The following is a 20604-nucleotide window of genomic DNA, read 5'->3' as shown; positions in this document are numbered from 1 at the left end:
TCCGGAGAACCAATCATGACGGATAACAAGAGCGCGCTTGTCATCAGTGCTCATGCGGCAGATTTCGTCTGGCGCTGTGGTGGCGCCATCGCCCTGCATCAGGAAAAGGGGTTTGATGTTACCATCGCCTGCCTTTCTTATGGTGAGCGCGGAGAGTCTGCAAAGCTATGGAAGCAGGATGGCTGCACACTTGACCAGGTGAAAACAGCGCGTCGGGCCGAAGCTGAAAAAGCCGCGGCCGCTCTTGGGGCACATGACATCGTTTTCTTTGACGCAGGAGATTACCCGCTTGAACTAAAGCGTGAGCAGAAATTTGAAGTTGTGGATCTGATCCGCAAGGTACAGCCCGACTTCATGCTGAGCCATTCGGCCTACGATCCCTACAATACCGACCATATGTACGCGACCAGTGTTGCTATGGAGTGCCGGATGATAGCGCAGGCTTGGGGGCACAATCCGGGCGAAAAAGTCCTTGGCGCACCGCAGCTCTATTTGTTTGAGCCGCACCAAACCGAGCAGATGGGCTGGAAACCGGACACTTTCCTCGACATCACATCAGTCTGGAACAAGAAGCGCGCGGCAATTGAATGCATGCAGGGTCAGGAACATCTGTGGGACTACTACACCAATGTCGCTCGTAACCGTGCCAACCATTTCCGTCGTAACTCAGGGGGAATGGCCGGGGGTCGTAAGGCCGAATACGCTGAGGGCTTCCAGTCGATCTACCCGCGCACGGTGGATGAGTTGTAATGGGTGTGGTTGTGCAAAATATCGAGCGCGCAGACCCGGCGGTCATAACCGGGCTGGCTGAATGCGGTGTTGCGACTGTACATGAAGCACAGGGGCGCAAAGGTCTTTTGGCGTCCTATATGCGCCCCGTGTATCCGGGCGCCAGGATTGCGGCTTCGGCGGTGACTATCTCGGCTCCACCGGGTGACAACTGGATGCTGCACGTGGCCATCGAGCAATTGCAGGAGGGGGACATATTGGTATTGGCCCCAACATCTCCGTGCTGCGACGGGTACTTTGGAGATCTTTTGGCCACATCGGCCAGATCACGGGGCTGTGCAGGCCTGGTTATCGATGCTGGTGTTCGTGATATCCGCGACTTGACGGAAATGCAGTTCCCGGTCTGGTCCAAGGCAGTTTTTGCCCAGGGAACAGTCAAAGAGACATTGGGGTCGGTCAATGTCCCGATTGTGTGTGCTGCAGCTCAAGTCAATCCGGGCGATGTGATTGTCGCGGATGACGATGGGGTTTGTGTTGTTCGTCGGGAGGACGCCACAGACGTACTGAGCAAGGCGAGGGCGCGTGAAGCTAACGAGGAAAGCAAGCGCGCACGCCTGGCCAGCGGTGAACTCGGACTGGACATTTATGACATGCGTGGTCGCCTTGCTGACAAAGGCCTGAAGTATGTCTGAAACGCCTTCTTCAGATGCAATAAGGTGCATGTGGATGCGCGGAGGCACGTCCAAAGGAGGGTATTTCCTCGCTTACGATCTGCCATCAGATATAGCAGAGCGAGACGCATTTCTGCTGAGAATTATGGGTTCCCCCGACCCGCGCCAGATTGATGGCATGGGGGGCGCCGATCCGTTGACTTCGAAAGTGGCTGTTATTTCGAAATCGACCCGGCCTGGTGTCGACGTAAACTACTTGTTTTTGCAGGTCTTCGTGGATCAGGCGATTGTAACTGACGCGCAAAACTGCGGAAATATACTCGCCGGGGTCGGGCCATTCGCAATCGAGCGGGGGTTGGTTCAGCCAAAAGATGAAGTTACGCCTGTTACGGTCTTCATGGAGAATACGGGCCAGATTTCGACCCTTCAGGTACAAACGCACAAAGGGCGCGTGGTGTATGCCGGGGAGGCGAAGATAGACGGCGTGCCAGGCGCGGCCGCACCGATACCGATTTCATTCACTGATACGGCCGGTTCAACATGCGGCGCCCTGCTTCCAACCGGGCAACCGGTAAATGAAATCGACGGAATACAAGCCACGTTAATCGACAACGGCATGCCAGTGGTCGTGTTCCGCGCCCGCGATGTTGGCATCGAGGGCACGGAATCCCGCGATGAGCTTGATGGGAACGAGGCCTTAAAAGCGCGACTTGAAGGTATTCGCCTGAAAGCCGGACATTTGATGAATCTGGGTGATGTCTCCAGCAAATCAGTCCCCAAAATGACGATGATTTCCTCGGCAAAAGCCGGGGGTGCGATATCAACTCGCACGTTCATTCCACACCGTTGCCATGCATCTATTGGTGTTCTTGGCGCGGTCAGTGTCGCCACCGCTTGCCTGTTAGACGGTGCGCCAGCAGCGACTGAGGCAATTGTACCGCAGGGATCATCCATATCTCTTTCCGTCGAGCATCCAAGCGGTGAAACAACAGTTGTGGTTGAACTGTCAGAAAATGGCGAGATCGAAACCGCAGGAATTTTACGAACCGCACGCAAATTGTTCGATGGAATGATTTTCGCAGATTGAAGGACATTAACATGGACGCCGACTATCTTCCTTTTCATCCGAACCCGTCGAACCCAGCTTTCAAAGTGCCGCTCGGAGCAGTCGACGCGCACTGCCATGTTTTTGGCCCGGCACAACAGTTTCCCTACGCGCCTGAGCGTAAATACACGCCTTGCGACGCTGGAAAGAACAAGCTGTTTGCCCTGCGAGACCGACTTGGATTTGCTCGGAATGTGATCGTTCAGGCATCGTGCCATGGTCGCAACAATGACGCGCTTGTGGATGCGCTAAATGCAGCCGGGGATCTGGCCCGTGGCGTTGCAGTTGTCGACCCTGCCATCACGGATGATGAGTTGAAGCATCTTGACGCAGCCGGTGTACGAGCCGTCCGATTCAACTTTGTGAAACGTTTGGTCGACAGCACGCCCAAGTCGGTGTTCCAGGGAATTGCCGAGCGCATCGCCAAGCTGGGCTGGCATATAGTCGTCTATTTCGAAGCGCCCGACCTTGAAGAACTAATCCCGTTTCTGACCAGCCTGCCCACAACGGTTGTCGTCGATCATATGGGGCGGCCCGACGTAACAAATGGCATAAATCACGAAGATTTTCAGCGTTTCATACGACTGATGACGGAACATGAGAACTTTTGGACCAAGGTAAGCTGCCCAGAGCGTCTGACGGTCAGCGGCCCGCCTTATGACGATGTCATCCCCTTTGCCCGCGAACTGGTCGATCTTTTCCCTGACCGTGTTCTGTGGGGGACAGACTGGCCCCATCCGAATATGAAGTCACACACTCCCGATGACGGCCAACTGGTGGATGTCATACCCAGAATAGCCACCTCACCAGCGAAGCAGCAGGCTTTGTTGGTCGAGAATCCAATGCGCCTTTACTGGGGTTGAGATCGGGACACTAAGGATCGGATCCCAAAGGGACAGTTTGCTGAGTTAGTTTTCAGGCAAGCGCCAAAATCACATCGACAATTCTGACTTGAAAAAGAGAGAAACACTATGCCGGACAGCAAAAAGATTGCAAACGCCAAGGGCCTGTATCTGGAAGGTATCCGGGATGGAAACATACGCCAAGCGTTGGATAAGTTCACTGGTGCCCGCTATACGCAACATTCCACTGGCGTGGGTGACGGCAAGGAGGGTTTCATTGATTTCTTTGAGCCCTTCGTGAAGCGAAACCCTGTCAGGGACATTCGGGTCATTCGCGCCATAGAAGACGGAAGGAATGTATTCCTCCATGTTTACCAAAGCCTGAACAACGGTGAAGCAGAATGGGTTACCGCCGATATGTTCGATACTGATGATCAGGATCGAATGATCGAACACTGGGACGTTATTGCGAAGTATGAGGGTGAAAATCCGGCGGGACGTACTATGGTCGACGGTCCGGTTGATATCGAAGATCTGGACCGCACTGCTGAAAACAAAGAGATTGTGCAACATTTCTATGATGACATCCTTCTGAACGGTCGGTTTGAGAAGATCACCGAATATATCTCGTCGGACCAATACGATCAGCATGCTGCCGGAGCCAAAGATGGCATCGAAGGGTTGAAGGAACACGTTCATAGGCTGTTGGAGACGCACGGTTTCGCGAAGTATCACAAGTTGCACAAACTGATCGGGCAGGGGAATTTTGTGGTCACGTATGGGCATCTACAGCGCGGTGATGGTCACTATGCAGCTTTTGATATTTTCCGACTGAAAGATGGCAAGCTCGTCGAACATTGGGACGTTTTGGAGAGAATCCTCGCGCCGGAGGAGTGGAATAACTCCGGAAAGTTCTGATCTCTGTCGTCTTAGTTCTTTGCTGAGACGCCAAAGAAAGAACTTCGATAACTTTTGAGCCCCTGAGTTTGTGATACGATCAAAATTTACAGGGCAATGCGGCGTTCGGCCTGGATGGATTTGTGTTTGTCGACGATATGCTCGACGAGCATTCTCGTTATGGCCTTGTGCCCGCCAATATCCGGCCAGACCGCAAAAATTCCCATGTTCGGCAGTTTCCAGTCCGGAAGCACTTCTTGCAAGCGGCCTTCGGCAATGTCGTCGGCGTATAGAAAACTGGGCCCACGATGAATCCCCAACCCGGCCAACAACGCTGAGCGGATTGCGAAAAAAGAGTCGACTCTGATGCGTGAACCGGATGGCAAAAAGAAAATCTCTTCATCCTGTCGGGTCAATACAAGCTTGGCCTGAAGTCCCTGAAAAGACAGAAACTCGCACCGGGAGAGATCTTCGACTTCCAGTACCGGGCCTACTTGTTGCAGATAATGAGGTGCGCCGACCAGCGTTCGGCTGAAGGTTCCAATGCGGCGGCTGCGAAGGTTTGAGCTGCTCAACTCCCCAAGCCGCAGGGCCAGATCAACACCTTCCTTCACCAGATCAACAAGGTGTTCGCTGTACATGACGGTCAGGGAGACACCTGGGTTTTCCCGCGCAAAATCCCAGATCGCATGTTCATATTCGGTGTTATTCATGAACGTTGGCATCGTAATTGTTAGCTCACCAACAATACTTGGACCTGAATCAACGATGCGATTCACGCCGTCTTCGGCAGCGCTCAACATTCGCTGCGACGCTTCCAGCAGGCTCTTTCCGTCCGCTGTCAGTGAAAGCGCTCGTGTTGAACGGTAGAACAGAGTGGTTCCAAGGCGCTTCTCAAGATTGCTGACATGCTGACTGACACCTGATGTGGCCAGCCCTAGCCTTTTTCCCGCAGCACTGAAACTGCCGGCTTCGGCCACAACCGAAAAGATGGCCATCCCTCGCAGATAGTCGAACATCTTTCACATTATCGGAAAATTATTTTCATATTTTTCAGACTAACAGCAAGGTGGTGACGTGTCTAGATTTCATTCGCACAGGCGCGGGGCGAGAGTATTCAAGTAACTGACCAACCATGGATCAGCTCTTCCCTGGAAGTTTCAAGATTGCCCATGTGCTTTTACAAACTGAAATGAACAGGAACCGAAATGCGTAGAATTTTCTTGTCAGCAGTGTCGATGGTGATGCTGGCGACGACTGCCCAATCCCAAGATTTGTCCAACGGCGAAAAAGCTGCGGCTGTACTGCAATCTTTCCAGACTGGTGATGCGACCGCAATGAAAGAGTACGTCAATCCGGACAAGTATATTCAGCACAACCCTTATTTTCCTGACGGTATCGCGCCTGTAATTGGTGCGGTGGAATCGGGTGCATTCCAGGGGACACTCGTGAACTCCTACCGAACACTATCCGACGGGGACTTTGCTGTTGTGCAATCCCTATACAGCGGCGCGTGGAATAACAAATCCCCACTGGTCGTGATTGATGTGTTCCGTTTCGAAGACGGGCTGATTGTTGAACACTGGGACAACATGATGCCGTTGGCCTCAAAGCCTAACCCCAGCGGAAATACTCAGCTTGATGGTGCTACCCAAATTGTCGACGCTGATAAGACCGAAGAGAACAAAACGAAAGCACACGATTATATCGACACCGTTCTTGTAAAGGGTGAGATCGACAAGATCGGGGATTTCGTCAAGGGCGACAACTATATTCAGCATCACCCTGATATCGCAAATGGCGTGTCAGGGCTGAAAGCGGCGTTGGGCGAATTCGCCAAAAAAGGCATCACAATGGAATATGACAAGATCCACGCCGTACATGGTGAAGGGAACTTTGTTCTGGTGATGTCCGAAGGAAAATTTGCTGGCAAACCCTTTGCCTACTTCGATTTGCTGGGGCTGAGCGATGGCTACGTCGATCAGCACTGGGGGATCATGGCGGCAATCCCACCTGAGTCCGACTGGAAGAACGACAACGGAAAGTTCTGAAAATTCACTCGTGGAACTGGGCGCAATCGCCAAAAAACATCTGCGGGGCGCATATCAGCGCCCCGTTTTCTGGTTGAAGGGAACAAAGACCTGAACCGCCCATAATTCAATCCGGTGAACTTAAGAATGTGGATATATAATGAAAACTGTCAGGCTAGAGGCGTTTAGCGATGGTGTCATTGCGATCATCATCACCATCATGGTTCTGGAGTTAGAAGCGCCAGATGACGTCTCAGCAATAGCTTTGCTGGGGCTTGCTCCAAAGTTCCTAAGCTACGTAATGAGCTTTGTTTACGTCGGAATCTATTGGATCAACCACCATCATCTTCTTGCGGTTACCCATCGGGTCAACGGTAAAATCCTGTGGGCCAATTTACATTTGCTGTTCTGGCTTTCGCTAATCCCATTCGCGACGTCCTGGGTTGATGAAAATCTGGGGTCCGCTCTCCCTGTGGCACTATATGGCGGCATTCTGTCGATGTGTGCGCTTGCGTATATGGGACTGCAAAGCTCGATTGCAAAACACGCTGGCGATGACTTTGTTTTGCGCGGGTCGATCCTGAAAAATCACCGATACAAGGTTATCTTTGTTTATCTATTCGGAATTGCGGCCGCCTTCGCGGCCAGTTGGGTCTCGATCATTTGCTATGCGGTAGTCGCTCTTATCTGGGCGATGCCGGAACGTGTTCTCGAAGAGGTCAGCGATGCAGCGTGATCCGGCACCTCGCAGCACGTCAATCACCTTCGTCTACGAGTTCGAACAAACAAAGGATCAACGACATGGCGCTTGAAATTCACGAAGTAGAGGCCAAAACCATCATCTCATCCACAAAGGTTCCGAGCGCTGATTTTGTTATTAACCCGTATACTGGTTGCCAATTTGCATGCAGCTACTGTTTCGCAAGTTTCATGGGAAGGTTTGTCGGCGAAAGCATCTCGAATTGGGGTAACTATGTCTACGTGAAAACCAATGCGGTGGAGATATTCGAAAACGAAATTCATCGCCTGTTAAAAAAGAAGCCACATCCGCGTCTCTCAATCAGTACTGTTACTGACCCTTATCAGGGTGTCGAAAGAAAGTACCGCCTGACCCGTGGTGTTCTGGAGGCTTTGGTCAGGCATAGATATCGTGGGCGGGTCAGTATTCTTACAAAGAGCCCGTCTGTCATGGATGATGCAGGCCTGTTGCAAGAGCTTGAAAATGCAGAAGTAGGGCTTTCAATAGCAACAACGGATGACGCTCTGAGCCGAAAAATGGACATGAAGGCACCGTTGGCAAGCGCAAGGCTGGGCGCACTACGCCGTCTGAATGAGGCCGGGATAAAGACTTATGTTTTCGTCGGGCCATTGTTGCCCCATATGCACTTGCGCCCCTCATTGATCGATCAGCTTTTTTCAGAAATCAAAAGCGCCGGGACATCTGAGGTCAAAGTGGAATTTCTGAACATGCCACGCCATGTGAGCACGCGTCTGAATGCCTACCTAAAGGATGAACCCACTGAGATTCAGGAAGTTTACTCGAAATCTCAAAACGCGGATTACCGGAAAGTTCTTGAGGATCAGATCAGAGCCTCGCTTGATGCGCACGGGCTTAGGATGCGATTTGACGAAATAGTGCATCACGCCGGAGCGCAATCTTTGGTGGAAAACTGAGAGTCACGGTGACTGGAACGCGGTCGAACAGGCGTCTGCCGAGCACACTACCTGCAGATCAGATTGAAGCAGTCGTACACTAAACGGCGTGCATAATTATAATGATAATCTATATAGATTATCATTTCACATGAATAGCTCTTATGGATTGCGACCGCTAATCTAGGCTCAGCAATTTGGCATTGGGAGGAGATCGACTTCGTCGGACGATGCCAATCCGGCGGTGGCGCAAAGCTGCCCGGTCTGTTCTTTGGCCCGTCGTTGAAATCTCCTCCCAGTTGCCTGAGCAGAACTGCCGCGAGAACTTTTTTCGAACGGCCAGAGCAACGGACATTACGGTAAAAAGGAGCAACTCAATGCATGTCCCCGTAGCCATAATCGGAGCCGGTCCATCCGGGTCTCTTCTGGCCTGGATTCTCCGCCAGCGCGGAATCGAGAGCATCGTGTTCGAAAACCGTAGCCGCGCCTATGTCGAGGGCCGCATCCGTGCTGGCGTGATGGAAAAAAACGCGGTCGATCTGATGATCCGCGCCGGTGTGGGTGAGCGGCTTCAGAAAGAATGCATGTATCAGCGTGGTGTCGAGGTCGGCATCAACAATACTCATCATTTCATCGATTTTGAAAAACTGATTGGCGTGGGTGTCACCGTTTATGGTCAGTCGGAAGTGACAAAAGACTTACTCGGCGCTCTGGACAGCGTGGGTCACAACGTACTCTACGAGACCCCTGTGACCGGAGTGTCTGATCATCATGGCGACAAGATCACTGTAACCTATGAGGAAGGTGGCGTCGAAAAGACCTTGACTGCCGATTTCGTGGTTGGGGCCGATGGCTATCACGGCGCGTCGCGCAAATCGCTCCCGGAAGGCGGGATCAGGATGCACGAAAAGACATACCCGCTGGGCTGGCTGGGCATCATGGTGAAGGCGCCGCAATCCAAACCGGTCGCCTTCTTCACCTACCATGACCGGGGCTTTGCGTTGCTGAGCATGCGGAGTCCGGAGGTTCAGCGTCTCTATCTGCAGGTTGCCAATGATGAGAATCTGGATGAATGGTCGGATGACCGCATCTGGGATGAATTGGATGCCCGCATGGGTACCGAAGGGTGGGAGCTCATCCGCGGCGAAATCTTCCAGAAAGATTTGGCACCGCTGCGCAGTTTCTTCTGCGAAGAACAGCGTTATGGCCGCATGTTTCTGGCCGGTGACGCAGCCCACATCGTACCACCCACAGGCGCAAAGGGTTTGAATTCGGCTTTTGCTGATATCAGCGTGCTCTCGGCCGGTTTGATCCAGCACTATACCAAGGACGACTCCTCCATCCTCGATCAGTATTCCAGGCTGGCAGTGGAACGGAACGTCCAGACCCAACGCTTCTCGTGGGCGAATACCGCCAAATACCACATCTTCCCAGGGACCAATTCCTTTGAACGCCGAATGCAACAGGCCGAGCTGGAATATCTGGTGACCGATGAAACCGCGCAGATCTCATATGCCAAGCAACATACGGGTCTGCCTTTCGCTTACTGGCCGGAACTGTGAGCCAGCGCAGCGACTGTAGTGGCAGCCAAGGGTGCCAAAACTGCGGCGGCTGCAATCCGACCGCCCGGTTCTTCGAACCAGGACCGGGCGATGAATCCGTTCAAACTCTCGCTGGGAAAGGAGCAAAGAACATGAGCAAAGAAACCGGACACTCGGACCACATTCCGGGCACAACGGTGTTTACCGGGCAACGGTCGGCAAAGGGTCTCCAACTGAACAAGTTCGCGTATTCACTTCGCTTGGCCGAAAACCGTGCTGCGTTCGAAGCGGACCCTGAAACCTACATGAACAGCTACAAGCTTTCGGATTGGGAAAAGCAGAAGATCGTCGAAAAAGACGTGAAGGCGCTGATCGAAGAAGGCGGCGGCAGCATCTACATGCTGATCAAACTTGGCGGCGTCACCGGTGAGGGGCTTGCCTCTATGGGCGCTCAGCAACGTGGTGAATCCGTCGAAGAGTTCATGAAGACACGGAACGTTCCGCTGAAGCAGAACACCTGAACGAAGTCAGATCACAAAGGACACGAACATGGGAAAAATAGTTGCAGGTATTGGTTCGTCGCATATCCCGTCGATCGGGACTGCTTACGACCAAAACGATCAATCTCCTGAATGGCAGCCGTGCTGGGAAGGCTACAAGCCGGCAAAGGCCTTTCTGAAGGAAAAAGGCGTCACGCACGCGATCGTCATCTATAACGATCACGGCACCGACTTCTTCTACGACAAGTGCCCGACCTTTGCGATGGGCGCGGCCGATGAATACCCGATTGGGGACGAGGGCTGGGGTGTTCGGGATCTTCCGCCGGTAAAGGGTGATGCCGATTTTTCCTGGCATCTGGCCAACTCGCTCATCATGGACAGCGAGTTCGACCTGACCGTCTGCCAGGAAATGGTGATGGACCACGGTCTGTTGGTTCCACTGCCTCTTCTCTTTGACCACGATCCGGATTGGACCGTCAAAACCGTGCCGCTGCACATCAACGTGCTTCAGCATCCGTTGCCGACACCCAACCGTATCTGGCAACTGGGACATGCGCTTCGTAAAGCCGTGGAGTCCTATCCTGAGGACGCCCGCGTTGCCGTGGTAGGCACCGGCGGTCTGTCGCATCAGCTTAATGGTACGCGCTTCGGCCATACCAACGAAGATTGGGATGAGGAATTCCTCAACAAGATCGAGGATGATCCGAAGGCCCTGATCGACATCCCGCATGATATCTGGATGGAACGCGGTGGTGCGGAATCGGTTGAGATGATGATGTGGCTGGGCATGCGCGGTGCGCTGACCCCTGAAGTCAACAAAATCCACCGCAGCTACTACATGCCGATGCTGACCGGCATGGCGGTTACCGTCATGGAAGATGCGAAAGCGGCATAGGAATATCGGCGCCCGGCAGGCCATTGCAGCGGCTGGGCGCCACCGGTCCATTCTTCCATTCGAACCACAACTTCGAGAAGACCCGATGGAATGCAGGGAAGCGCGTAATATGATAGCAGAAGATATCGATACTGGTCCTCATGCCAATGCAGCAAATTTTTACTCAAATTTACTTGCCGGCAACTTTGCTGCCATTCTGGGTGCATTCGAAGGTGAACCATCGATAGACTCCCCTCGCGGCGGTCTGGTTGCTGGTTACGACGAGGTGGCCAAATTCCTTGCAGAGGAAAAGGAATGGCTCGAAAGCATGGGGGCGTCGATTGACAAGCTCAAGCTCGTAAAAAACACTACTTCACCTGAGCGCGTGGTTCACGAGGTCGGAATTCATATGCCGATCCCGCCTGTCCCGCGCCCCATCATGTTTGCCAATGTGGCCGACATCGGGATCGAAGGCATCACAACGATGCGGCTTTATTACAGTTACGGCTTTCTGACCAACAACCAACAATTCGTCAGAAAAGCCATGCTCCCCACAGATGACACACTGATTGAACAGATCCCCGCACCAGTGCGCAGATATGTTGATGAGATCGCCGCTGCTGATTTCGATGTCTACAAACTTTTTCCCGAAGACGGTTATCTCATGGGTGTGCCAAGCGTGCCCTTCAAGGGCGAGAAATTGATACGCTTTTTTGCCATAGCTATGGCAGAGGACGGTGGCGTTCCGTTGCGCTGGGTGACGGTGACGAGCGACGAACATACCTGTGCTATCGAGGAAAATCTGGCTAGCTGGGGCGCCATAAATTTCGAGGACGATACAGCAGGTCTGGCGGTTTATGATTACAACTCAAAAGGACAGGTCACAGCGGCTCGGATCTATGACGATATTCCTGTGAATCCGTTTTCCAAGCCCGGCTGGGTGCACAAAAACTGGAGCAAGGTTTCTTCCTGCATTGCGGCGGCCGGAGCGGGTATTCCGTTCGAGCCAACGGCTGATACTACGCCTCTGGAAATCAAGAAGAAGCTCCTTTTCTAGAAAACTCGCTAAAGCGCAATCCGGCTCGCCGCACGGTTCTGACCTGCGGAGGGGCAGCAACGGCCATTGCTAGCCGCAATTCATCTCAACGTATCAATCTTAATGAAAACAGGAGATCAAAATGCCATCAGTCATAAAGATAATCAGTTCGATTCTCGGAATGTGCGCACTTCTGTCTGTCGCTGCTCCTGTTGCTGCTGAAACAGAGCTGTCACTGGCTAACTTTATTCCGGTGCAGCATCCGATGAATGCGAAGGTCTTTGGTCCTCTGGCGGAGGATATCTCAGAAGCGACCAACGGTACGGTTACGGTTCGGATTTACCCCTCCGGAGAGCTAGGGGCCGGACCAAAACGGCAATATAATCGTGTGATTTCCGGCGTCGCGGATATCAGTTTTGGATTGCAGGGCTACACATCGTCGCAATTTCCACGAACGTTGGCTGCTGAGTTGCCGGGTATGTTTGCCTCACCGGAAGAAGCAGTGGACGTGCTGTGGGGCAATTTTGATGCGATTGCCCAAGACTACGAAAAAACCAAGGTTCTTGCGGTTTGGGTGAACTCAGCAGCTGTTCTTCTGACGCGAGACCGTGCGGTAGAAACGATCGATGATCTTGCTGGGCTGACCATCCGCGCGCCATCGGCAATCGGCGCAGACGTTCTGGAAGCCTGGGGTGCGAACGCTGTGACGATGCCAGCGCCCGAAATCTACAACGCACTGCAAACGGGGGTAATTGATGGCGTATTTATCGGTGCCGATGCTATAAAGTCCTTTCGTCTCGACGAAGTCGCCGGATTTGCAACTTTTGGGCTGCCAAACACGGTAACCACGTTCTTTCTCCTCATGAACCAGTCATCGTGGGACAATTTGACCCCCGATCAACAGGAACAGATAAATCGGGTCACCGGTCATGAATTGAGCCGTCATGCTACCGGAGTCTACGTGACTGCAGGAGAGGCCGCTCGCTCGCATCTGGAAGCTCTGGAGGGATTCACGATTGTCGATCTTTCATCAGAACAAAGCGAAGAGATGGTTGCAAATCTCGCCGATCTTTATCAATCGGTTTCGTCCGATCTGGATTCCCAGGGAATTGATGGTGCGGCAATAATCTCTGCTCTGAAGGCAGATTGAACCGATGCAGTCCAATTCTCCAGAACCTGACAAACACAGTAACCGCCTAGCCAAGGGGCAAAATCTGTCGGCCCTTGCCAGCAATGCAAATCGCTATCTGGCCATCGTGGCGGGAACTGTAATTGTCGGAATCGCCGCGTTGATTGTGTTGAATGTGACACTTCGGTTTTTTACGGGAAAAGCGATTTCCGGAGCAGAGGAGATCGTTCAGGTTGCGATGGTTCCTGTAATTTTCCTTGCAATCGGATACTGCGGTCAAATTGGCGGGCATGTACGGGTAGATATCCTTGAGCCGGTGTTGCCACATCGTTTCTGGCAAATTGTCGATCCCGCCATTCGCATCCTTGCGGCGGTTAGCTTTGCTGCAATGGGATGGCAGGCAATCCAATCAGCAATGCTTGCCGGGGAATCAAACGAAACCACAAACATCAGACGCATTCCACACCAACCGATGTGGATCATGCTCGCAATTGGCGCCGGATTTGCCGGGTTAATTGAGCTGACGAAAATTTGGAACGTATCGGACAGTCCATTGGTTGTTGAGGAGAATTCCGATGAGCGGTGAGCTGATTGGTTTGTATGGTGTTTTGGGGCTGTTTGTTCTGCTGGCGTTGCGGATGCCAGTTGGTCTTGCGCTGGTCGCCTCTGGAACGGTCGGTATCTGGGGTATGAGCAATCTCAGTATTGCTCTGTCAACGCTTGGTGACGAGACATGGGTTGTTGTCACTCAATCAACGCTGATCGTAATTCCGATGTTCATTTTGATGGGTAACATCGCCAGTGTTTCCGGAATGAGCCGGAACCTGTATGACGCTGCTTTTGCATTCATCGGGCATCGGCCCGGCGGCTTGGCAAGTGCGACGATTATTGGTTGCGGCGGGTTCGCCGCCCTTTCCGGATCCTCGGTCGCGTCGGCTCTCACGATGGGCCGGGTCGCCTTGCCCGAGATGGACAGGTTTAAATATGATGACCGGTTGGCAACCGGTGCGGTAGCCGCAGGCGGAACACTTGGGATTTTGATTCCTCCGTCCACAGGTTTCATCGTCTACGCGATTTTGACTGAGGAATCGATTGGGCAATTGTTCATTTCAGGTATCCTGCCGGGCTTTCTTCTCATGGCACTGTTTGTACTGACTGTCGGTATAATGTGTCGCCTAAACCCTGAAATGGGGCCACCGGGAGCGGTCAGTACGGGTAAGGAGCGCTTGACCGCCCTGTTTGATGCGGCACCGCTGCTTCTCATCATTCTAACGACAATAGGCGGTATCTATCTCGGCATATTCACACCGGTTGAAGCCGCAGGTATCGGAGCCGCCCTAACAAGCGTAGCTGCATTGGTTCGGGGAAAGCTAACTCGAAACTCGACAGTTTCGGTCTTGCTGCGAACAGTAAAGACAACGGCTATGACTTATTTGATCCTGATCGGCGCACACGTATTTACTCCGTTTCTGGCGCGGAGTGGTTTACCGGACCTGATGGTAGAGCAGCTGATCGGATTGAATCTCGGTGCCTATGGCACACTACTAATTGTTCTGTCAGCGTTAATAGTTCTGGGCACTTTCCTGGAAGGCTTGGCCATGTTGGTACTGACATTGCCGATCATTTTCCCGATCATTCTTGCCTTGGGGTTCGATCCGATCTGGTTCGGCGTGCTGATGGTTATTGTGCTAGAAATGGGTCTGATTACACCGCCAGTTGGGCTGAATGTGTTTCTCGTGAAGATGATCGCACCGTCTGTTCCATTGGCGCAGGTTTTTCGCGGAATTGCGCCATTTTGGGTGGCGATGCTTGTTACGCTTGTTGCTCTGATCTTGTTCCCCCAAATTGCTCTATTCCTTCCACAGAAAATGTTCTGAACGCCTGAACGAGCTGGCAATTACGCTGCATGTTCTCTTCACGTTTAACGTCATTGAAATGGGAAAAAACTTCGCCCCAGATCTGCTCCCGAAATCTCCCGCATTCTGATGCAGAATTAGTCCAACGTTTTGAATGAGCAAACGAATGCGAAAGAGTCTTTTCACCGAGGCGCAGAATACCGGAATGATCAAAGAACAAGAAACCAGGAATGCCAGCAACGACATTGGGTCCCATGGGCGCGGCGCTTCATTCAGCAATTCCTGTTGAAATTTGATGAGTTCTACGCCCGGAACAGGCCGTAATATCCGCAACCCTTTGACAAGTACGTCTCACTATTTCTCGACCAGAACCAAGTTTTCTATGATCCCACCGTCAAATCTCGTGAATTGATTTTTTGTGCCGTAGCGAAATATACCCGACGAATACATGACTTGGTTGTTGAAGTTGAAAACCAGCGTTGTGTAGTCAGGATGTGACTCTTCGAGCCAGCTTACAAGGTAAAATTTGTCGCCAATTTTCCTCGACGAGTATTCCAGGTCTTTGTTCCCATTCCCCTTTCTGGGGCCTGCAATCCACTCATATTGAAGCATACCGTCATAAAATCGAATGTGGATACCGCCGCCATTCGTATAGAAATAGTTCATATGAGTGCCATCAAGAAGATGTTCCGGCTGTTTTTCTTCCGCTTCTTTCTTTGCAATCTCCAGGGAAGATGACGTTGTGTTTTCCTGCGCCATGGTAATTCCTGCACTCGCCAGCAAGGCCATAAGTCCTAAAGATAAGCGTTTCATTCTGTTACTCACTTTCTGCTTTGTTCTCTTATTCATCTAGCTGCTTATTATCCAGCCCGTGCAACGGCGGGGCGGACAAATGCCCCGATACTCGCAATAGCTGTCACCCGTGTTAACGTCTTGATCACAATATTTTTCTTCCCTGACAGACTTCGCCAGAGCCGGAGCACGGCCCCAGTTGACGAGGATGGCGTCAGTTGTCGATTCAGAATTTCCCGGAGTTATTCCACTTTTCAGGCGCAAGAATTTTTTCCTGCACGTCCCAGTGCTCGACCAACCGACCATCTTCCACGCGGAAGATGTCAAAGACGGCAAAGTGGCTCTGCGCCTTCTGAACCTGACTGAAGGCAACGACGAAATTACCCTGGCCAATCACACGATGCACCTTGTGGTATTTTGCTATTCCAACCGTCTCCCGAAGCTTTTGAATGTGCTTGTACAATCCGGAAAGGCCATCTTCCATACCCGGGGCGTGTTGATCATACTGTTCTTGCGAGATGTAATTGGTGATTTCGTTGAATTTCCCGCCCAACAAAACGGTGTCGAAAAAACTTTGAACTAACGCTTTGTTGGCTTCGGTCTTATCCAGATCTGTGATCTCGGTTGGTCCATCCACCATGGTGCGCCCAGCCGGATTTGTTCCTTCATCTTCATCAATTACGTCCCAATGCTCGATCAGTTTGTCGTTGTCATCCGTATCAAAAAGATTACCGGTGACCCACTCCGATTCGCCATTGTTAAGGTTTCGATAGGTATGCAGGAAAACAAACCGCCCATCTTCAATGGCTCGTACGATCTGGATGTTTCGTTTTGGGTTCTGTTCAAGAAACGGTTCAAAAAACTGAAGGAATCCGTCCTTACCATTGGCTACTCCGGCCGAGTGCTGGACGTAGCGATCCCCAATATATTTATCGACGGCGTCTTTCAGGTCCCCGTCCCGGATTCCTTTGAGGATTAGGCCTTGCGCATTGTTGATTTTTTGGCTGTCAGTGGCAACCGCACTCTCCCCAAACTGACGGCCCTCTAGCTGTTTCTCTTTTGTTTGCGAACTCACCTCTTCTCCAGAGGGCGAAGCTACATTTTCTTGCCCTATCGAATTTCCTGCGCTGGCTAAGAAAATTGTAGAAGCTAGGGTTAGACTTTTCATTTTGTCGCCTTCTGCAATGGAATTAGCTTCATCTAGCTACACAATGTTCAAGTTGCGATTTTGCGGACCGGGCAGGCGCATACTGATTAGTGCTTTGTTTAGCGTTGTTCATTTCGTCTTAGCAGGAATTCAGTGTCATGCCCCCCAAGTGTTGAGTCAGGGAAATGTGATCGCCGCCCAAGCTAGGAATGAAAACCACTCGCTTCAGTAAGCAATAAGGGGCTAGTATTGATCGAAACAACGGACAAAAAGTAATAAGTCACATAAATAAAATTGATCGTTTATGTCTGGATTGGAATTCGCTTTCAGCAATCCGGTCACACGAGCAGCAAATTGGCTTGATCAGACGCAAGCAGGATTCAGTCACACTTGATTGTTACGTTCTGCTTTTGGGGTGTGAGCGATACCTGAACCGCGGCTCCTATTGACGTTTAGGGTAGGGGGCTCGGCCCATTTCCTCCATCATCTTTTCGCGAAAGACCTCGGCTGGTGTTTCCATCCGAGGCGTCGCGTTGAGGCGGTCGCAGATCATTTTTAATTCAAGATCTGAGACTGCCGTTATGTCGCGCTTGGGGGGAAGCCATCGCCGAACCCTGCGGTTGGCATTCTCGACGGTACCTTTTTGCTACGGTGATGAGGGATCACAGAACCAGTTTGCGTTCCAATCTCGGATTGAAGGTGCGGCCAGCTCACGAACTCGGTGCCGTGTTCAAAGGTGATGGATTTGCGTGCCTGGTGGGGCAGATTGCGGACAGCCTTTATGATCTTGCCCCTCTCGGCAGATTGCTTTGTAATCGCCTGCCGGGCGAGGCATGACCGGTTTCGTCCGCTTGTTCGGGTTCTTCAACAGCACTGTGAACCGGCTGACTCGCTCGACCAGCGACGTGACATTTGACTGACCAAGCGCCTGATTGAATAGCATCAATTCGTCATCCCAATGCCCAAGCTGGCGGCGATGCGCGATATCACCCGGTCGAAACAGAAAACTGACATCGCGGTCGAACTTGGGGGCCTGACGTTTCCTGGCGCGGAGCGGCCGACGATACATTCTGTGCTCAGGCAGATACCACCAAAGCTCGTCGGCCATACCTTCCTGAGAATAGATATAATTATAAATCGTTTCCTGACACACGCGCAGCTTGGCGCCTTCATAGAGGTTCTGTTGCAGAGTTTAGAGGGCGACGAGCTATTTCAGTGATCGCTTCGGAGTTAGGTGGCCAACTCGGCGAGTTGTTTGAAAGGACAGAGTCCGGGCGTGAGTTGACCTTTGCGGATCATATGAGCCACTTCGATTCCGCCGAGCGTCGCTGCCGCTGAAGCGAAGGATTTGAACCCCAGCATTGGCCGAGTGCGTCTCTTGATGAACCGATGATCCTGTTCCACGATGTTGTTCAAGTATTTCCGCCTGACGATCTCCATTGGAATCGGACAACCAAAGCCCTTGAGCATCTTGTTGATGGCCTTGATACCAGCTGTGTTGGCGCCGCTCTTGTCGATCACAATCTTTCTCGGAAGGCCATTGGTCTCCAGCGTCCGGGCGAAGAACTCTGTCGCCGCGGGTTTGTTTCGGCGCTGCGAGAGCATGAAATCAAGTGTCTTGCCGTGTTTGTCGACGGCCCGGTATAGATAAACCCACGCGCCTTTCACTTTTATGTAAGTCTCATCCATTCGCCAGGAGCGGTCGCATGGCCCTTTGCGCCTACGCGCTGCTTCAGTAATGGCGCCAGAGTACCGTGCCACCCAACGATTCAGCGTGGTGTGGTCCACCTGCACGCCTCGTTCAGCCATGATTTCTTCCAAATCGCGGTAGGACACGCCGTATCGAACATAGAAAAAGACCGCGAACAGGATCACATCCTTCGGATATTGCGCACCTTTAAAAGAGATCATGAGCTGGCTTTCGGCTTAATAGGATCGAAAGCCATTCACGCGCAAAACCCAAGAGCGTCAACAGTCAAAAGTTTGCAACAGAGCCCCCCGAATGTATGGATGACGTGGATATTCTTGCATTCTATGGCGGGGTCAAATGGCATGAGTTGACCGATCAAATGATCGTATACAGTTACGCAGCCCCCACTGCTTTCAGCCCCAAAGCCTTTCAGTACTACTTGCCCGCGTATCTGATTTGGACTCTGCGAAATTCAGACAGTCCGGAATATGCCGGTGAAAGTATTCTGCTGGCACTTAACCCCGACACATCGAAAGAAATGCTGCACGAGTTCAGGAAGTCCAAGTTCAACCAATTGACACTTGCACAGGAGGAGACCGTGTTGAGGTTTCTGTATCATTTCAGCGACCATCCTGATCTCGGTGAGTTTGCGGAAACAGCCCTGGTCAATTTCTGGATTGACCAAGGCATGCGGTCACTGGCTCGATGATTTTTTTGTAATTGATGTGGCTCTTCGCAGCGCTATTTCTAGCAATCGGATTACCGCTGTCAGTGACTGAGGATGAGCAATGGCAACGGCTATAGGGCGGGTCCAGTGCGCTGGCACTCGACTTTTTTGCAATATCGATGGCAGCAGATGGTTTGCTTAGAGGCCAGATAAGAGTTCATTTTTCGATTATCCGCCGCTCCAGCCAGCCGCGTTTGTTCTTCAGCGCAATCGCATTGGTATTCGCCGCTGGCATCAGTGTCATCATTGCTGCTATCTGGGAAATTTTCTTTAAGGGTTAGTGAGGTTTACCCGGCACGGTGTGACTTGAGAGTCGACGGGCCGATTCAGTCTGAACGAATACGACTGTTGTGATTTTGTTGTTTCGTCAGTTTTCCAGGCTTTCGAACCATTCGAGCGCCATCGTGCCCCAATCTTTTGGGTAGCCGTGTCCGCCGTCGTGCAAAAAGAGTTCAAGACTACCGTGTTCGCATTCCCACCGTTTGCGCCAGAGATTGGCTCTCACTTCGTTTTCCGCCGCGTTGTGTTGGCATTCGTTAGTTTGGCGCCACAACGCAAGACCTTCCCAGATATCGGCCTGGGTAATGGTGACATCGAATTCTTCATTGTGTATTGATCTGCCCTCAAGCGGCACAACTTTGTCAGTGAAACCGTGTGTGTGAAGCATGTGAACTGGCCCGAGGCATTCTTGGGTCATTGGGAGCCAGAAGCCACCGGAAGCAGGGGCATAGCCACGCGCCAGATCTGGTGCGAGGCACGCAACTTCCCACACCATGGAACCGCCTCGTGAGAACCCTGTGAGCAACACCTGGTCCGGATTCACGTCTGCACGGATCACGACATCTGCCAGCACGTCACGGAGAAACCTGACATCAGAGCGGGGATAGGTAATCCACCCATCCCGAACCGACCAATCTGCGGGTTTGCCTTCCTGCCATGGCAGTGCGGTCGGCGCCACAAACGCATAGCCCCGCGCGGTGAATGCTTCGACGAACTGCTTGTTTTTAAGCACCTTTGCTCCGGACCCGCCATAACCATGCAAGTGTATCACGACTGGCCCGCCCTGCCATTCGTCTGGCAGGGCGATTTGGTATTCGCCGGTATCTACTTTGCAGGGTTTGGATACTTCGCCGCAATCAAGCGCAATTGCCTGCCCCGAAATCAGAAACGTGGACAATGCAGTTGTTACTTTTTCGAGCATATCTGGTCCTCACCTAATGTCTGACCGTACCATATTGCGGAATGGATTTTTTCGAGACGGCATTGGTGCAGAATTCAACTATTGATGACGGCCTATTTTGTTGAAAAACTCATCCTTGATCGCCGCATGAACTGCTGATTCAATTCTTCCAATGGGCTGGAGGATTGGCGATGATGGGACCGAG

21 protein-coding genes and 1 pseudogene are annotated in these 20604 nt (G+C 52.1%); 16 read left to right on the top strand and 6 right to left on the bottom strand.

Translation table 11 applies throughout. The features are described from left to right. Window positions 1-15: 15 nt before the first annotated feature. The 5 genes from ACR0JA_RS21840 (at window position 16) to ACR0JA_RS21820 (ending at window position 4265) form a co-directional block, all read left to right on the top strand. Window positions 16-750, top strand: coding sequence for a PIG-L deacetylase family protein (locus tag ACR0JA_RS21840; RefSeq protein ID WP_480579640.1), 735 nt, complete (start codon window positions 16-18; stop codon window positions 748-750). Continuing rightward, window positions 750-1421, top strand: a complete 672-nt coding sequence (locus tag ACR0JA_RS21835; protein ID WP_480579638.1) for a 4-carboxy-4-hydroxy-2-oxoadipate aldolase/oxaloacetate decarboxylase — start codon at window positions 750-752, stop codon at window positions 1419-1421. The genes ACR0JA_RS21840 and ACR0JA_RS21835 overlap by 1 nt, the downstream gene beginning before the upstream one ends. Further along, window positions 1414-2487, top strand: coding sequence for a 4-oxalomesaconate tautomerase (locus ACR0JA_RS21830; RefSeq protein ID WP_480579636.1), 1074 nt, complete (start codon window positions 1414-1416; stop codon window positions 2485-2487). The genes ACR0JA_RS21835 and ACR0JA_RS21830 overlap by 8 nt, the downstream gene beginning before the upstream one ends. Before the next feature lie 11 nt (window positions 2488-2498). Then, complete coding sequence (locus tag ACR0JA_RS21825; protein ID WP_480579634.1) at window positions 2499-3368, top strand: amidohydrolase family protein; 870 nt, start codon at window positions 2499-2501, stop codon at window positions 3366-3368. 108 nt (window positions 3369-3476) lie between these two features. Continuing rightward, a complete protein-coding gene (locus ACR0JA_RS21820) occupies window positions 3477-4265 on the top strand; it encodes a nuclear transport factor 2 family protein (RefSeq protein ID WP_480579632.1) in 789 nt (262 codons plus the stop codon). 86 nt (window positions 4266-4351) lie between these two features. On the opposite strand, the gene ACR0JA_RS21815 is transcribed toward ACR0JA_RS21820, so the two are convergent. Then, window positions 4352-5263: a LysR family transcriptional regulator gene (locus ACR0JA_RS21815; protein WP_480579630.1), complete on the bottom strand. Its 912-nt coding sequence runs from the start codon at window positions 5261-5263 to the stop codon at window positions 4352-4354. A gap of 219 nt (window positions 5264-5482) precedes the next feature. Here ACR0JA_RS21815 and ACR0JA_RS21810 point away from each other — a divergent pair, with 219 nt between their 5' ends. The 10 genes from ACR0JA_RS21810 to ACR0JA_RS21765 all read left to right on the top strand — a co-directional run bounded on the left by ACR0JA_RS21810 (window position 5483) and on the right by ACR0JA_RS21765 (window position 14884). After that, window positions 5483-6295, top strand: a complete 813-nt coding sequence (locus ACR0JA_RS21810; RefSeq protein WP_480579628.1) for a nuclear transport factor 2 family protein — start codon at window positions 5483-5485, stop codon at window positions 6293-6295. 139 nt (window positions 6296-6434) lie between these two features. Continuing rightward, window positions 6435-7010 (top strand): TMEM175 family protein, encoded by a 576-nt coding sequence (locus ACR0JA_RS21805; RefSeq protein WP_480579626.1) that lies wholly within the window; start codon window positions 6435-6437, stop codon window positions 7008-7010. Continuing rightward, window positions 7007-7948 carry an SPL family radical SAM protein gene (locus ACR0JA_RS21800; protein WP_480579624.1) on the top strand — a complete coding sequence of 314 codons (942 nt, stop codon included), beginning with the start codon at window positions 7007-7009 and terminating at the stop codon, window positions 7946-7948. Before ACR0JA_RS21805 ends, ACR0JA_RS21800 begins: the two co-directional genes overlap by 4 nt. A gap of 356 nt (window positions 7949-8304) precedes the next feature. Beyond that, window positions 8305-9489: a 4-hydroxybenzoate 3-monooxygenase gene (locus ACR0JA_RS21795; protein ID WP_480579622.1), complete on the top strand. Its 1185-nt coding sequence runs from the start codon at window positions 8305-8307 to the stop codon at window positions 9487-9489. 131 nt (window positions 9490-9620) lie between these two features. Continuing rightward, window positions 9621-9989, top strand: coding sequence for a hypothetical protein (locus ACR0JA_RS21790; protein WP_480579620.1), 369 nt, complete (start codon window positions 9621-9623; stop codon window positions 9987-9989). Window positions 9990-10017: 28 nt separating this feature from the next. Beyond that, window positions 10018-10863, top strand: a complete 846-nt coding sequence (locus ACR0JA_RS21785; protein WP_480579618.1) for a class III extradiol dioxygenase family protein — start codon at window positions 10018-10020, stop codon at window positions 10861-10863. Between the two features lie 109 nt (window positions 10864-10972). Beyond that, window positions 10973-11899 (top strand): hypothetical protein, encoded by a 927-nt coding sequence (locus ACR0JA_RS21780; RefSeq protein ID WP_480579616.1) that lies wholly within the window; start codon window positions 10973-10975, stop codon window positions 11897-11899. 121 nt (window positions 11900-12020) lie between these two features. Continuing rightward, entirely contained in the window at window positions 12021-13028 is a 1008-nt protein-coding gene (locus tag ACR0JA_RS21775) for a TRAP transporter substrate-binding protein (protein WP_480579614.1), read from the top strand. Between the two features lie 4 nt (window positions 13029-13032). Then, window positions 13033-13593 (top strand): TRAP transporter small permease, encoded by a 561-nt coding sequence (locus ACR0JA_RS21770; RefSeq protein WP_480579612.1) that lies wholly within the window; start codon window positions 13033-13035, stop codon window positions 13591-13593. Next, on the top strand, window positions 13583-14884 hold the full coding sequence (locus tag ACR0JA_RS21765; RefSeq protein ID WP_480579610.1) for a TRAP transporter large permease: 1302 nt from the start codon (window positions 13583-13585) through the stop codon (window positions 14882-14884). Before ACR0JA_RS21770 ends, ACR0JA_RS21765 begins: the two co-directional genes overlap by 11 nt. Window positions 14885-15217: 333 nt before the next feature. Here the strand turns inward: ACR0JA_RS21765 and ACR0JA_RS21760 are convergent, their stop codons facing one another. The 4 genes and pseudogenes from ACR0JA_RS21760 to ACR0JA_RS21745 all read right to left on the bottom strand — a co-directional run bounded on the left by ACR0JA_RS21760 (window position 15218) and on the right by ACR0JA_RS21745 (window position 18713). Continuing rightward, on the bottom strand, window positions 15218-15676 hold the full coding sequence (locus ACR0JA_RS21760; protein ID WP_480579608.1) for a MoaF-related domain-containing protein: 459 nt from the start codon (window positions 15674-15676) through the stop codon (window positions 15218-15220). A gap of 205 nt (window positions 15677-15881) precedes the next feature. Continuing rightward, window positions 15882-16823, bottom strand: a complete 942-nt coding sequence (locus tag ACR0JA_RS21755) for a nuclear transport factor 2 family protein (protein WP_480579606.1) — start codon at window positions 16821-16823, stop codon at window positions 15882-15884. A gap of 421 nt (window positions 16824-17244) precedes the next feature. Further along, window positions 17245-17979, bottom strand: a pseudogene (locus tag ACR0JA_RS21750) (IS30 family transposase); the annotation flags it as partial. A gap of 53 nt (window positions 17980-18032) precedes the next feature. Then, the gene (locus ACR0JA_RS21745; RefSeq protein ID WP_480579604.1) at window positions 18033-18713 is read right to left on the bottom strand and encodes an IS6 family transposase; all 681 of its coding nucleotides are present in this window, start codon (window positions 18711-18713) and stop codon (window positions 18033-18035) included. A gap of 95 nt (window positions 18714-18808) precedes the next feature. Between ACR0JA_RS21745 and ACR0JA_RS21740 the strand changes: the two genes are divergently transcribed. Beyond that, entirely contained in the window at window positions 18809-19201 is a 393-nt protein-coding gene (locus ACR0JA_RS21740) for a DUF6714 family protein (protein ID WP_480579602.1), read from the top strand. A gap of 385 nt (window positions 19202-19586) precedes the next feature. Here ACR0JA_RS21740 and ACR0JA_RS21735 read toward each other — a convergent pair whose 3' ends face one another. Further along, entirely contained in the window at window positions 19587-20420 is an 834-nt protein-coding gene (locus ACR0JA_RS21735; protein WP_480579600.1) for a CE1 family esterase, read from the bottom strand. Window positions 20421-20604: the final 184 nt, after the last annotated feature.

This window comes from Ruegeria sp. AM4, assembly GCF_056540665.1.
Note: the sequence above shows the minus strand (reverse complement) of the source record. Positions and strands in the feature narration are given on the sequence as shown.

What these genes read in the sequence shown, in the direction of transcription:
- ACR0JA_RS21840 (WP_480579640.1), top strand. Translation starts at nt 16, where the DNA reads ATGACGGATAACAAGAGCGCGCTTGTCATCAGTGCTCATGCGGCAGAT.
- ACR0JA_RS21835 (WP_480579638.1), top strand. Translation starts at nt 750, where the DNA reads ATGGGTGTGGTTGTGCAAAATATCGAGCGCGCAGACCCGGCGGTCATA.
- ACR0JA_RS21830 (WP_480579636.1), top strand. Translation starts at nt 1,414, where the DNA reads ATGTCTGAAACGCCTTCTTCAGATGCAATAAGGTGCATGTGGATGCGC.
- ACR0JA_RS21825 (WP_480579634.1), top strand. Translation starts at nt 2,499, where the DNA reads ATGGACGCCGACTATCTTCCTTTTCATCCGAACCCGTCGAACCCAGCT.
- ACR0JA_RS21820 (WP_480579632.1), top strand. Translation starts at nt 3,477, where the DNA reads ATGCCGGACAGCAAAAAGATTGCAAACGCCAAGGGCCTGTATCTGGAA.
- ACR0JA_RS21815 (WP_480579630.1), bottom strand. Translation starts at nt 5,263, where the DNA reads ATGTTCGACTATCTGCGAGGGATGGCCATCTTTTCGGTTGTGGCCGAA.
- ACR0JA_RS21810 (WP_480579628.1), top strand. Translation starts at nt 5,483, where the DNA reads ATGGTGATGCTGGCGACGACTGCCCAATCCCAAGATTTGTCCAACGGC.
- ACR0JA_RS21805 (WP_480579626.1), top strand. Translation starts at nt 6,435, where the DNA reads ATGAAAACTGTCAGGCTAGAGGCGTTTAGCGATGGTGTCATTGCGATC.
- ACR0JA_RS21795 (WP_480579622.1), top strand. Translation starts at nt 8,305, where the DNA reads ATGCATGTCCCCGTAGCCATAATCGGAGCCGGTCCATCCGGGTCTCTT.
- ACR0JA_RS21790 (WP_480579620.1), top strand. Translation starts at nt 9,621, where the DNA reads ATGAGCAAAGAAACCGGACACTCGGACCACATTCCGGGCACAACGGTG.
- ACR0JA_RS21785 (WP_480579618.1), top strand. Translation starts at nt 10,018, where the DNA reads ATGGGAAAAATAGTTGCAGGTATTGGTTCGTCGCATATCCCGTCGATC.
- ACR0JA_RS21780 (WP_480579616.1), top strand. Translation starts at nt 10,973, where the DNA reads ATGATAGCAGAAGATATCGATACTGGTCCTCATGCCAATGCAGCAAAT.
- ACR0JA_RS21775 (WP_480579614.1), top strand. Translation starts at nt 12,021, where the DNA reads ATGCCATCAGTCATAAAGATAATCAGTTCGATTCTCGGAATGTGCGCA.
- ACR0JA_RS21770 (WP_480579612.1), top strand. Translation starts at nt 13,033, where the DNA reads ATGCAGTCCAATTCTCCAGAACCTGACAAACACAGTAACCGCCTAGCC.
- ACR0JA_RS21765 (WP_480579610.1), top strand. Translation starts at nt 13,583, where the DNA reads ATGAGCGGTGAGCTGATTGGTTTGTATGGTGTTTTGGGGCTGTTTGTT.
- ACR0JA_RS21760 (WP_480579608.1), bottom strand. Translation starts at nt 15,676, where the DNA reads ATGAAACGCTTATCTTTAGGACTTATGGCCTTGCTGGCGAGTGCAGGA.
- ACR0JA_RS21755 (WP_480579606.1), bottom strand. Translation starts at nt 16,823, where the DNA reads ATGAAAAGTCTAACCCTAGCTTCTACAATTTTCTTAGCCAGCGCAGGA.
- ACR0JA_RS21745 (WP_480579604.1), bottom strand. Translation starts at nt 18,713, where the DNA reads ATGATCTCTTTTAAAGGTGCGCAATATCCGAAGGATGTGATCCTGTTC.
- ACR0JA_RS21740 (WP_480579602.1), top strand. Translation starts at nt 18,809, where the DNA reads ATGGATGACGTGGATATTCTTGCATTCTATGGCGGGGTCAAATGGCAT.
- ACR0JA_RS21735 (WP_480579600.1), bottom strand. Translation starts at nt 20,420, where the DNA reads ATGCTCGAAAAAGTAACAACTGCATTGTCCACGTTTCTGATTTCGGGG.